The sequence below is a fragment of the Nonomuraea sp. NPDC049129 genome (assembly GCF_040648495.1).
GTDB lineage: Bacteria > Actinomycetota > Actinomycetes > Streptosporangiales > Streptosporangiaceae > Nonomuraea.
In genome coordinates this window covers 15951-28257 of sequence record NZ_JBEZDU010000004.1, presented here as the reverse complement: position 1 = coordinate 28257, position 12307 = coordinate 15951, and the positions used below count along the sequence as shown (strand labels likewise).

At 67.1% G+C, this 12307-nt stretch carries 11 protein-coding genes; 5 read left to right on the top strand and 6 right to left on the bottom strand.

Annotated elements, in window-relative coordinates:
• Positions 1 to 97: 97 nt before the first annotated feature.
• On the top strand, positions 98 to 1108 hold the full coding sequence (locus AB0B64_RS12990; protein WP_357941627.1) for a D-ribose ABC transporter substrate-binding protein: 1011 nt from the start codon (positions 98 to 100) through the stop codon (positions 1106 to 1108).
• A gap of 113 nt (positions 1109 to 1221) precedes the next feature.
• The gene (locus tag AB0B64_RS12985; RefSeq protein ID WP_357941625.1) at positions 1222 to 2190 is read left to right on the top strand and encodes a sugar-binding domain-containing protein; all 969 of its coding nucleotides are present in this window, start codon (positions 1222 to 1224) and stop codon (positions 2188 to 2190) included.
• 84 nt (positions 2191 to 2274) lie between these two features.
• On the opposite strand, the gene AB0B64_RS12980 is transcribed toward AB0B64_RS12985, so the two are convergent.
• The gene (locus tag AB0B64_RS12980) at positions 2275 to 2829 is read right to left on the bottom strand and encodes an RICIN domain-containing protein (RefSeq protein ID WP_358176987.1); all 555 of its coding nucleotides are present in this window, start codon (positions 2827 to 2829) and stop codon (positions 2275 to 2277) included.
• A gap of 361 nt (positions 2830 to 3190) precedes the next feature.
• On the opposite strand from AB0B64_RS12980, the gene AB0B64_RS12975 reads away from it, so the two are divergent.
• A complete protein-coding gene (locus AB0B64_RS12975; protein WP_358176984.1) occupies positions 3191 to 4558 on the top strand; it encodes a M20/M25/M40 family metallo-hydrolase in 1368 nt (455 codons plus the stop codon).
• 63 nt (positions 4559 to 4621) lie between these two features.
• Here AB0B64_RS12975 and AB0B64_RS12970 read toward each other — a convergent pair whose 3' ends face one another.
• Together AB0B64_RS12970 and AB0B64_RS12965 are read right to left on the bottom strand one after the other, a co-directional pair.
• On the bottom strand, positions 4622 to 5311 hold the full coding sequence (locus tag AB0B64_RS12970) for an alpha/beta hydrolase (protein ID WP_358176981.1): 690 nt from the start codon (positions 5309 to 5311) through the stop codon (positions 4622 to 4624).
• A 206-nt stretch (positions 5312 to 5517) separates the two neighbouring features.
• Positions 5518 to 6279 (bottom strand): DUF2637 domain-containing protein, encoded by a 762-nt coding sequence (locus AB0B64_RS12965; RefSeq protein WP_358176978.1) that lies wholly within the window; start codon positions 6277 to 6279, stop codon positions 5518 to 5520.
• A gap of 340 nt (positions 6280 to 6619) precedes the next feature.
• On the opposite strand from AB0B64_RS12965, the gene AB0B64_RS12960 reads away from it, so the two are divergent.
• The gene (locus AB0B64_RS12960; protein WP_358176975.1) at positions 6620 to 7879 is read left to right on the top strand and encodes an ROK family transcriptional regulator; all 1260 of its coding nucleotides are present in this window, start codon (positions 6620 to 6622) and stop codon (positions 7877 to 7879) included.
• Positions 7880 to 8548: 669 nt separating this feature from the next.
• On the opposite strand, the gene AB0B64_RS12955 is transcribed toward AB0B64_RS12960, so the two are convergent.
• Both AB0B64_RS12955 and AB0B64_RS12950 read right to left on the bottom strand, forming a co-directional pair.
• Entirely contained in the window at positions 8549 to 8974 is a 426-nt protein-coding gene (locus tag AB0B64_RS12955; protein WP_358176972.1) for a hypothetical protein, read from the bottom strand.
• A 49-nt stretch (positions 8975 to 9023) separates the two neighbouring features.
• Positions 9024 to 9968: a C45 family peptidase gene (locus AB0B64_RS12950; RefSeq protein WP_358176969.1), complete on the bottom strand. Its 945-nt coding sequence runs from the start codon at positions 9966 to 9968 to the stop codon at positions 9024 to 9026.
• 751 nt (positions 9969 to 10719) lie between these two features.
• Here AB0B64_RS12950 and AB0B64_RS12945 point away from each other — a divergent pair.
• Positions 10720 to 11151 (top strand): hypothetical protein, encoded by a 432-nt coding sequence (locus tag AB0B64_RS12945; RefSeq protein WP_357941608.1) that lies wholly within the window; start codon positions 10720 to 10722, stop codon positions 11149 to 11151.
• Positions 11152 to 11170: 19 nt separating this feature from the next.
• Here the strand turns inward: AB0B64_RS12945 and AB0B64_RS12940 are convergent, their stop codons facing one another.
• On the bottom strand, positions 11171 to 11809 hold the full coding sequence (locus AB0B64_RS12940; RefSeq protein WP_357941606.1) for a hypothetical protein: 639 nt from the start codon (positions 11807 to 11809) through the stop codon (positions 11171 to 11173).
• Positions 11810 to 12307 lie beyond the last annotated feature (498 nt).

The following is a 12307-nucleotide window of genomic DNA, read 5'->3' as shown; positions in this document are numbered from 1 at the left end:
CCCCACCTCATTGCCAGATGCCAGACCGGAACGGTTTCAGAACCGGTCCCATCCCCCATCCCGCGTCCACGCCGGCGCGTCTTCCAGGAGGTAAACCATGTCCCACCCCAGCCGTCGCCTGGTCGTCCAGGCCGCGGCGGCCCTGACCACAGGGCTGCTGACGCTGACCGCATGCGGATCATCCGGCGAACCCGCGGCCTCGACGTCGTCGAGCGCCTCCTCGTCGTCGAGCGCCTCCGCGCCCAAGAGCAACCTGATCGCGATCATCACCCCCTCGCCGGACAACCCGTTCTTCAAGGCCGAGGCGGACGCGGCCAAGAAGAAGGCCGAGTCGCTCGGCTACCAGACCTCGGTGGACTCCCACGACGACGACCCGAACAAGCAGAGCGAGCTGATCGACTCGGCCATCTCGCGCAAGGCCGCGGCGATCATCCTCGACAACGCCGGCGCCGACGCCTCCATCGGCCCCGTGCAGAAGGCCACGACCGCCGGGATCCCGGTCTTCCTGATCGACCGGGAGATCAACCAGACCGGCATCGCCAAGGCCCAGATCGTGTCCAACAACGCCCAGGGAGCCCAGCTCGCCGCCCAGGAGTTCGTGAAGGGTATGAAGGAGAAGGGCAACTACGTCGAGCTGACCGGCAAGGAATCCGACACCAACGCCGGCGTGCGTTCCAAGGGCTTCGGCGACGTCATCTCGCAGTACCCGGACCTGAAGCGGGTCGCCCAGCAGACCGCGAACTGGGACCAGCAGGAGGCTTTCAGCAAGATGGAGACCATCCTCCAGCGCAACCCGGACATCCAAGGCGTGATCGCCGGCAACGACACGATGGCGCTCGGCGCCGTGGCGGCGTTGAAGGCCGCCAAGAAGACCGGCGTCATCGTCGTCGGCTTCGACGGCAGCCCGGACGCCATCGCGCAGATCAAGGCCGGAACCATGCTCGCGACGTCCCTGCAGCCGGCCGCGCTCGGCGCCACGACCGCGGTCGAGCAGGCCGACAAGTTCGTCAAGACCGGTGCGACCGGGCAGCCGGAGAAGCAGTCGATCGACTGCGAGATCATCACGAAGGACAACGCCGACCAGTACGGCGTCTTCGCGAAACTCTGAGGCGCCGGAGGCTAGGGGCGACGACATCGCCTCTAGCCACTCCAACGTCTAGCATGCAGACCGGACGCTCCGGGCGACGCGCTCACCGGAGCGAGAAAGGACGGGGAACTCACGTGGTGATCGCTTCGACTCCCAGCCCCGACCACATGCGGCTACTGGTCAAGGTGGCCCGCATGTACCACGAGCGCGGGCTACGCCAGCCAGAGATCGCCGCCCATCTCAACATGTCGCAGCCGCGCGTCTCGCGCCTCCTCAAAGAGGCCGCCGACCGCGCTGTCGTACGCACCGTGGTCGTCTCCCCCGACGGCGTGCACGCCGAGCTCGAGGAAGCCCTCGTGGAGCAGTACGGGCTGCGCGACGCCGTCGTCGTCGAGACCGAGGGCGTGGGGCCTGACGTCATCCCGGCGCTCGCCGCCGCGACGGCCACCTACCTCGACGCCACGCTCAAAGGCGGCGACGTCATCGGCATCTCCTCCTGGAGCGCGACGCTCCTGGAGGCGATCAACGTCATGCGGGCCAAGACGACCCCCGTCGCCGAAGAGGTCGTCCAGATAGTCGGCGGATCGGGCAGCCCCGAAGTGCAACTGCACGCGACCCGCCTCACCAGCCGCCTCGCCGAGCTGACCGGCGCACGGCCCGTCTTCGCGCCGTCGGCCGCGCTCGTCCACAGCCGCGAACTCCGCGACATGCTGTCGAAGGAGCCCGCCGTCGCCGAGGTCATGAAGTCGTGGTCGCGCCTCACGCTGGCCCTCCTCGGCATCGGCACCCTCGAACCCTCCCCACTGCTCCGCCGCTCCGGCAACGCCATCGCCCCCGAGGACCAGCGGCAACTCCAGGAGCTCGGCGCCGTGGGCGACGTCTGCACCCGCTACTTCGACGCCGACGGACGAGCCGTGGAAGCCGACTTCGACGACCGCATCATCGGCATCGCCCCCGACCAGCTGCGCGCCGTGGAGCGCCGCATCGGGGTCGCGGGCGGCGCGGCCAAGCTCGCCGCGATCCGGGGAGCGGTACGGGGGCGCTGGATCAACATCCTCATCACGGACGTCGACGTGGCCCGGGCCCTGCTGGGCCGCGCGTAGAGCACGTGTTCTTCTGTCAGCCGGCAGCGCCCAGGACCTCCCCCAGTGGGAGGTCCTGGGCGCTTCCGGCTGCGAAGAAGTGGATCAGGAAGCGAATCCGAAGGCCGCGGGAGAGTCAGGCAGCCCCCATTGCTGGTCGGGGTGGAGGTGGCAGTCCCAGATCACCAGCGGAGTGCCGTTGGCGGTGCTGCCGTTGTTGGCCAGACCGACACACTTGGCGGTGCTGGCGGCGAAGCTGCGGATGGAGTAGATGTTGGCGCCCAGGGCCGCGAACCTCCATTGCTGATCCGGGTGGAGATGGCAGTCCCAGATCACCAGCGGAGTGCCGTTGGCGGTGCTCCCGTTGTTCGCCAGCCCCACACACTTGCCACTGCCGGCGAGCGTACGGATGGAGCGGTCGTTGTTGCCCTGCCAGATCTGGTCGGGGTGGAAATGACAGTCCCAGATCACGAGCGGGGTGCCGTTGGCGGTGCTGCCGTTGTTCGCCAGGCCGATGCACTTAGCGGTGCCGGCGGCGTTGCTGCGCAAGGCGGTCGAGGAAAGAGCGCTCGCCTGGGCGGCGGCCGGGAGCCCGAGGGCCATGGCGAACATGACCAGGACGGTTAACACGCGGCGCTGGAAGCCAGTCTGGTGGCGCATGTGGTCTCCTTTCGAACGGTGACGGTTCTCCTCTCTAGGGCGTTCCACGGCCGTTCCACCGGGGTGGTGCGCTAGGGGCGATCGGACATCGGCCATAAAGAGCCGCAAGCCTGGAGTATCGCCGCATTTATCACGTAAGCCCTCTATCCCACAGAAACCATGGCTATGATCTTGGATCTGCGCGGATCTCTTGACTCCGATTCGCGAAGTCAGTCATGAACTTGAGAGGGCACACGTGCGCAAAATTGCTATTGGCACCTTAATCGGCTTAGCGGCAACTCTCGGCGCGACACCGTCCGCCAACGCCGGCACCCCGAGCCTCGCTGACCTGGTCCAACTCAAGGACATCCGGACGCACCAGTTGGCATTCCAGACGATCGCCAACAACAGCGGCGGCAACCGGGCTTCGGGCGAGGTCGGATTCGAGAAGTCAGCGAATTACATTGTGGCCAAACTCACGCTGGCCGGTTACAAACCCACGATCCAGCGCTTCGCTTTTCCCTTCTATAAAGAGGTCACACCCTCGGTCTTCGCGCAGACCGCTCCGTCCCCGACCTCTTACACCCATGGCACCGACTACCGCACCCTCGACTACTCGGGCGCCGGCGACGTGACGGCCGCCGCGGTGGCCGTGGATCCCGACGCGGCCGGATTGGGCAGCGGCTGCGAGGCTGACGACTTCGCCGGTTTCACCACCGGCAGCATCGCGCTCATCCGCCGGGGCGGCTGTACCTTCGAGGTCAAGACGGACAACGCCCAGAAGGCCGGCGCGAGCGCGGTCGCCTACTATCAGCGGCCTGATGTCCCCGATGCGCCAGTGGAGGGTACGGCGCTGCGCCCGTTCACCATCCCGCTGATCGGCTTCACCAACAAGCTGGGCGTCGAACTGGTTCAGGCGGCCAAGGCGGGCGACCTGAAACTCCACATCAAGACCGACACCATCAGCGAACAGCGCACGACCTCCAACATCGTGGCCGAGACCGCATACGGCAACCCTGACCGCGTGGTCACCGTCGGCGCCCACCTCGACAGCGTGGCCGCGGGCCCCGGCATCAACGACAACGGCAGCGGCGCGGGGACGGTCCTCACCATCGCCCAGAAGATCGGCGAGATTCGCGGCCGGGTCAACAACCGGGTCCGCTTCACCTTCTGGGGCGCCGAGGAAGGCGGCGATCTCGGCTCCAAGTACTACGTGGCGAACCTCAGCGCCGAAGAGAAGGCGAAGATCGCGCTCTACCTGAACCTCGACATGATCGGCTCCCCCAACGGAGTCCGCGGTGTCCTGGACGGTGACGACTCACTCGGCACCAACAGCTCCAAGCCGCCGGCTGGCTCGGACACGATCGAGAAGACCTTCACCGACTACTACGCCGGGCGCAAGCTCCCGCTCAAGCAGGACGCGTTCACCGGTACCTCCGACTACCAGTCGTTCATGGACGCGGGCATCCCGGCGGGCGGCGTACGATCCGGCACCGACACCGTCAAGACGGCTGAGGAGGCCGCTGTCTTCGGCGGCACGGCCGGGGTGGCCTATGACCCCTGTTACCACAAGGCCTGCGACACCTACAACAACGTCAACACGTCCCTCCTGAACGAGCTCGCGGACGGCGCGGCGTACGCGACTGAGACGTTCGCCAACAGCGTGCCGACGGTGAAGCGCGACAACGTACAGACACCTGGCAGCCAGACGGCCGACAAGACCAGCGAGGGCCACACCTCTGCCAGCTGATGCCGGGGGCAGCCCGGGGGGCTTACCACCGGGCTGCCATGGCCGTTCCTATGGATCGTTCGCTCAGCCGCCGGCGGCCGCCTGCTTGATCAGCGCGACGACGGCCTCCGGCTGGGAGATATAGATAGCGTGGCTACCCTCGGCTTCGACCACGGTGGCTCCCGCACGCGCGGACATCGCCCGCTGCGCGGCCGGCGGGATCGTCTGATCACTGGAGGCGACCAGGTACCAGGCCGGCTTGGTGCGCCAGGCGGGTTCGGTGACCGCGGCACCGGCCGCGCCAACGCCCCACGGCACCTGCGAATCGGCCATGAACGCCGCCAACTCCGCCGGCAGATCGCCCGCGAACGCGCCGTGGAACTTGTCCCGCTCAATAGCGAGGAACCCACCCTCCAGGGGCACGATCGGCGGCGCCGGCGTACCCGGCGGCGAATCGGCGAGCAGCGACTCCACGCTCTCGCCCTTGTCGGGCGCGAACGCGGCGACGTAGACGAGCGCCGACACCCGCGGATGAGTACCGGCCTCGGTGATGACCGAGCCACCGTAGGAGTGCCCGACGAGCACGGTGGGACCGTCCTGGAGATCCAGCACCCGCCGCGTGACCTCGGCGTCCCCCTCCAGCGTCACCGTGGAGTTCTGGACGACGCTGACCCGGTAGCCATCCTGTTTGAGCAGGTTGTAGACACCCTGCCAGCCCGACCCGTCGACGAACGCGCCGTGCACGAGCACGACGTTGACCGCAGTGGAGCTCATGACGCTTTCTCCTCGCGTAGCGGTGGGATGCAGACGTGACTGGGGGTCAACAGCCACCCGTGCGCTCTGACCTCAAGCGCCCGTCAGTTGCATCGCCTCGTCACTCACGTCCGAAGCGTAGGAGTGCGTACTTCCTAGTTTGTGAACGGCGAGTGGAACCAGCGCCCGCAGCACTGACCCGGCTGAAGGCACGCCCCGGTTTGGCGTTATGCGGAACGACCGTTGCCGTTGAGTGCTTCGCGGCGGTATTTGCGGCCGGTGGTCTCGTGCACCCCGAGCGTACGGGCGAGCGCGGCGCCGGTCATGTTGGGATCCTGAGCGAGCAAGGCCGCCACCCGCGCTCGCCGGTCGCTGTCCGCGCGGGTTTCGCCCGCCGATGCGTCTTGGTCTGCCCGTGTGGCAGCCGGTTCGGGCTCGGCGGGCGCTGACCGGCGCTCGCCTGTTTCTTGCGTCGGCTCGCCCGGGTCGATCTGCGGCGTGACGTTCACCACTGGGCCGGGCTGCGGCACCCGCGGCGCCTGGTCTGAGTGACCGCTCGGGGCGCTCGGGGGTGCGGGCTCGGCGAGCACTCGCTCGGGCTGCCCCACGTCGTACGCGCGATCGGCAAGTTCGCGACCCGAGCGAACCACCCACATGATCAGCTCGTAGGAGATCACCAGCGCGATCGCCGGCCACGCGGCCAGCGCCGCGGCCAGGGGTCCCCGCTCAATCCCGTGCAAGATGTTCGCCGCCAGCGTCGCAGCGACTCCCAGTGCCAGCGCCCAGCGAGCCAGCGACGGCACCTTCAGGCGGTAGCGGGCACACCACAGCAGCACCATCGAGGAGGCGTAGATCATGCCGTCCACGGTCGCCGGGACCAGATGCGCCGACATCTCGTCCTCGGCACCGTACTTCTCGATCACCGCCACCGCATGCCAGTACGACACCCACGCGGCCACCGCCGCGACCGCCAACACCACAACCGTCATGGACACACGGATCAGCCGATCCCCGCCCCGAGGCACCTGCTTGACCCTATTCACACCAGAAATGGTGCCATGCCCGATGTATCACTATGTGCCCATCCGTCACTTCTGCCTCAGGCAGGCGGCGTGGATGAGGGCGACAGCCGATCTGCTGGGGTCGAACCTCGGTGGACATGCCAGCCGACACGGTCGAAGATTGGCGCGTGCCTCGAACCCCACCTGGGCGCGTGTTCAACCGAGCGATCGTCGCACTGGTCGCGGCCGCCGCCCTCACGGAGGGACGGGATCTCCCGTGGACCCCGATGCAGTGGAAATGGATTGAAGCAGCCGGGAGACTCGGTTCATGAAGATCACAAAGCCCGGGGCGCCTAATGAGGAGACCCGCCGGAGGAACCTAGGGGCGTTACTACGCCATCTCCACCTGAATGGCCCGACTTCGCGTGCTGTGCTCGGGGAGAAGTTGGGGCTGAACCGCACCACGATCATGGGGCTGACCGCCGAACTTGCCGCCCTGGGCATGGTCGAAGAAAAGCTTCCCCAGGACACCCACAGAGCGGGCAGACCGTCCCTGGTGGTCAGCCCAAACACTGATCGCGTATTCGTGCTCGCCTTTGACGTGGCAGTGGACCGCCTGCTGGCCGCGCGAGTGGGCCTGGGCGGCGTGATACTCGATCGCCGTGAGGCCGTACGCCAACGCAAGTACCCCGACCTGGACGATGTCGTTGGAACTCTAGCCGAGTTCGCCCGCCAACTGCTCCGCGACGTCCCAAGCGATGCCGTGTGCGTCGGCATTGGCGCGTCGTTCTGCGGCATGATCCGGCCAGCGGACGGCACCGTACGATTCGGACCAAATACCGGCTGGGTAGATCAGGCGTTCGGCCCGGAACTCGAGCGCCGTTTGGCCCTGGGCCTGCCTGTGCGAGTTGGCAACGAAGCTCACCTGGGCGCAGTCGCGGAGAACCAGAGGGGCGCTGGGATCGGATTCCGGAATCTCATCTATCTGCACGGCGATGTTGGCGTGGGCGGCGGCATCATCGTCGACGGCAAGCGCCTGGACGGCAATGACGGCTACGCCGCCGAAGCCGGTCACATGATCGTGAACGCACACGACGGGCGGCCGTGCGGGTGCGGTTCGCGCGGCTGCCTGGAAGCGGAGGTCGGGGAGGACGCACTGCTCAGTGCGGCCAACTGGCCCCCTGGGTTGATCGGGCGGGACGCGGTGGCGTCCGTGGTACATGCCGCTGAGCGAGGCGACGAATCCGCCAAGGCGGCGCTGACCCATGTGGGAGATTGGCTGGGTGTCGGGGTTGCCAATCTGATCAACCTGTTCAACCCGGGTGTCGTGGTCTTCGGCGGGATACTGCGCGATATTTACCGAGGGGCCTCAGCACAGGTGCAGAGTCGTATCGCCGCCAACGTACTGCCAGTTTCCCGCGAACGAGTGAAACTGCGGATCGCAGCGCTGGGAGATGACACCACCCTTGTCGGCGGCGCTGAGCTGGGGTTCGCCGAGCTGCTGGACAATCCGGTTGAGGTCGTCAGCAGGGGGTATCGTCGCCAGGCTGACGCCAACATGAAATCGCAGGCTACAGGCCTTGCTTAGTGTCTCCGCTCTACCCCGGACGAGAGGCCCCGTGAATGCAGAGCGTGATGCCTCCCGAAAGGGTTGCCTCTCAGTCGTGAGTGTCCCTGGCCAGCGCCCCCCGCAGATATTCCATGTCGGTGCCAAGGGCCTTCCGGGTCGTCAGCCGTAACACCGGAACGAGCAGCGGACTGCGTAGATCCAGGTCGATGCGGTGGAGGATACGGCGCGATGGTCATCGCCTCATATCCCACGCCGACCGGCGCGGTCGACAGCGGGACCACCTCCGCGATACTGCGGTCCCAGCGGGGCGCGGTCAGCGGATCACCGAGGAAGCGCCACACCTGCCGGATGTCCTGCGGGACGACGATGGACGAGTTGAGCTGCATCAGACGACTGCCTCCTTCACAGGATGGGGCGGAACACCGCGCAGCGCGACTGCCCGAGCCGCAATATCTGCTTGGCACAGAGGCTGCCGCACTCGATCCTGCACCGCCTGGCCGCCAGGTCGTGACCGGAACGGGGGCGGGTTGGCCGAAGTAGTTGGCGAGAACGAGCTTCTCCATGGCTATGAGCGGGTCACCTTCGAGTGGCAACGGGACCGAGAGCCGGGCGGGCATGCGCACCGCTTCAGCCCAGGCGTCGCCTACTCTGGCCTACGCGATTATCGGCAACGGGGACGACACCGGCTCAGGCCGGGGCGGGCAGCTGGATCGAGGCGAGTTTGGCCGGGTCGACCACGATGTGGATGCCAGTGATCCGGCCTTCGGCGACGGTGAAAGCGATGACCGACAGCGGCGTTCCGTCCGAGCGCCAAGACATGTGCCCCGGGATGCCGTTGACCAGCACGGGTCGTTGGCGGGCGACCTCACCGGAGAACACGCGGGCACCGGCGGCGACCTCGGTGGCGCCGAGGGTGACGACCATGCCGTCGGGGGTGTCAACTGTCAGCTTCACGTTCGGATCGAGGACCCGCAGCAGCGCTTCGAAGTCGCCACTGACTGCGGCAGCACGGAATGCCTGGACGACCTGCTGGTGCTCGCGGCCGGGGCACGCCGGCCGGTCCGTGGCGTGGACCTTGCGGCGGGCGCGGCTGGCGGCGGCGGGTGAAATCACGTTCTTGCAAGATCTTCGTGTAGGGGTGAGCAGGAGTCCGGAAAGCCTCTCAGCTGGCCCGGCCCAAGGTCACGGTGCGGGTTCCGGGTGTGAAGTCGCCGAAGGACTGTTGCCAGGACTCACCGGGCCAGTAGTACGTCACAAGGCCCTCGGCGGGCCGGTAGTGGGCGGTGTAGAGCGTTACCGTCCCCTGCTCGTCGACGGATCGATACAGCGGCGGCTTGAGCATTGCCGCCACGTCCGTACCCGCGGCGCGGATGGCTCGCAGCCGTTCCTGCGTCCGCATGGCCCGCTCCTGCTCGTCGGTTACCGGCAGGTGCTGGTGATTGGCGGCGCAGGCGTCCGGTGCCACCGTCGGGGACATATCCGGTCCCACGAACACCGTCATCGCCTTGGTGGGATCGACAAGGGTGAGGTTCTGGGGGACGGCGACCGGCAGGGACCGCAGCCTGTCGACCGCCTCATCGACGGTGTCGCACGTCTCCAGCAAGTAGCGCATGAGGATGAGAATGGCGAAGCCGCGTCCGTAGACGGAACGTCCGCCCCAGGTGAGCGAGACCGCGAGACCGGCGTCGTTCATCCCGTCGAGTAAGCCCCACAGCAGGTCCTGCATCCCGATCACGGGGCGCAGGAAGCAGGAGGAGACGATGGTCCCCTCGCATTGATCGGGCCGTAGGTCATAGTTGCGCAGCAGAGTGCCGTTCTGGCCGATCTGGGTGCAGGCCTGGGAGAACGGCCGCAGTGCCGCGTGGGTGAGGAAGACTTCCGCCTCGGGCCGGTCGAGTTGGCCGGCCAGGCGGTCCAGCACCGGGACCAGTTCTGGCATGTGCGCACGGAACAGCGCCCGAACGCGGTCCGCGCCCTCCGGGGTCCGGCCCTCCTCGGTCAGCAGGCGCTCCATGTCCTGCCACAGGGCCCGGGCGTAGGCGGCCCACCGCCCGTCGCCGCCGTCGCCGACCTCGATCGCCTGGAAGGTCTTGTGCTGTTGCCGCATGGCTGCCACTCCCTGTGAGAATCGGACGAGGTGGGGGCAACCTAGCTACTTGGGCAGGTGTTCACCAGGTGGCCGCCATCGGCGACGGCCAGGCGCTGGATCTGATGAAGCCGCTGAACGCGAGCGTGGCCGATTCCAAGTAGGCGATCATGTCCCGCGTTGGAGAAGCCGGGAGTCAAGGGCGAGAAACGACATGTCGAGCGGTCGAGGCTGAAGCGGATCGCCACGAGGGACTGGCTGAGCGAGAGCGAGCCGGGAGCCTTCGCCTTGACCCGGCAAGGGGTCCGGCAGCCAGGCATCATGATCGCAAGCGGCGAGGCTCTTCGCCGCGCTGGAGGGTGTCAACCACCCCCTGTAGAGAGAAGAGCCCGCATGTCACGCTACGCCGACCCGCCATCCTCGTAGGGGTTATCGAGGGGATCGAGGGGGTTGCCGCCTCCGCGAGCCTGTTCGCCGCGCCGGCGGACCCCGCCGGCGCGGCGATGACCCACGATGAGCTGGAGAATCTCCTCCCGGCCCTGATCGCAGGAGCGGCGATGGCGTTCTCCAGCGTGTTCGTGGTCAGCAACGGCCTTCGGCTGCGGAGTTTCAAGGAGAGCTGCGCAGTTTCAAGGAGAAGGGCCTTGGGCGGACTCGGCTCCGGTCCTCATTCTCTGGCTCGGCGCCCTCCAGCTCCCGCCTTGACTTATGGTGCTGCGCCCCCCCACCGTAAGTCGTACATATCTGTTCGAGTTAACGAGAATCGAGGGTAATGGTGGTGGTGCTGAGCACGGAAGCCAAGCTGGTTCTCCTGGCGGCCGGACTGATCTTTCTGTTGGCGTTAGTGCTCGGCGTGTGGAAATACCGCCAGATGGCCGTCTCGGCCGAACACATGGCTCATCCCTACGTCGACATCGCGCATCGAGCCGCCTTGCTCTACTCGTTCGCTACGCTGCTGCTCGCAGTCTTTGTCGCCCTGAGCGGCTGGTCGGCGTGGGTGAACCTGGCTGCGGCGGGCATCGTGATCTTCTTCTTCGTAGCCGCAATCGGGACCTACGCTTACCACGGCTGGCGCCGCGACACCGACAACCAGTTGTGCCATCCGGTACGCGGCACAACCGCGTTCATGGTCTCGCTGATCGTCGGCGAGATCGGCGGCTTCGCCGTACTTCTGGCCGGTTTCGTGCAGGCACAACTGCTGTGACGCGGGCGGCGTTTAGAGATCATTCGTCGGGCAGCAGATAGCGCCAGGAGACCGCGAGCGAGGCACCCGACCGAGCACGGAACACCCGCCACCCGCCACGCTGGTCCGCGTCGCGCGGAATCAGTCGGATGGCGGCCATGGCGGCCTTCCCGGACAGGTCGCGGGTGCGAACGGGTGAGCCCGCGGCCCGTGGTTCAGGCACCCCCCTCGGCCAGGGTCGGGCCTTGCCACCCCTCAATGTCGTCTGCTCCGCGACCAGCCGTACGCGTCTGGACACGTAGTTCTGGCCCTTGGCCGTGATGCGCCGGGCGAGACGGTCGAAACGATCGCGTGCGTCGTACAGGGCCTTCGCGTAGGAGCCGCGCGTCACGTCAAGGGCCGGGATCCTCACCTCTCGCTTGCCTCCCGCCGTACGGACGCCCAACACCGTGGTGGGTGCGTCCATCACTACGGGAGCGCCGGGCCGGGGCGTGGCCGTCGCCGGCTGGCCCGACAGATCGCGATCAAGCGCCGCGAGCAGCTTGTTCAGATCGGCCTTCGCAAGCCGCAGGGTTCGGGCCGCATCCACGATCGCCCACCCGTCGGCGTACACGACGACCCGTGGCGGACGGATCGCGAGCAGTCCCGGGGGGAGGAAGCCGCCCTCCAGGCGCCACATGGCCACAGGCCCTTTGTCTGTCGCGACAGGTAACGCGGAATTCCATCCCGCAGGCGACGCCGAAGCGGTGGGGGTGTCGGTCCGGCCGCACGATGTGGTCACGAGCAAGGCGGCGAGGATCAGTGCCAGGGGCCTGTACCTCATACCGCCCATCATGCGAGCGACGGGCGCAAGGTTCAAGCCGATGCTGTGGCTGGCGGGTGCCCGTACGTTCCCCTCTGCCACAGCGGCTGAAGCGGACATGGTGCTCCGGCGATCGGCGGGCCAGGCGGCCACTGTCATGTCAGTCCGGCCATCGCGACGGCCCAGCAGTTGGGGAGAGATAGGGGCGTCGTCTCATCGATACATGCATATTGCAACTTCGACATGTCTTCCAGAGGGCAAGCCTGCTACGACAATCCGTCGTACAAGCTCACCCCTCAGAGACGAGATTCCGATGACGGTGAACCCGAGGCCATCAGCCCGCGTACCCAATAGCACCCGCCTCCTCTAACGCCT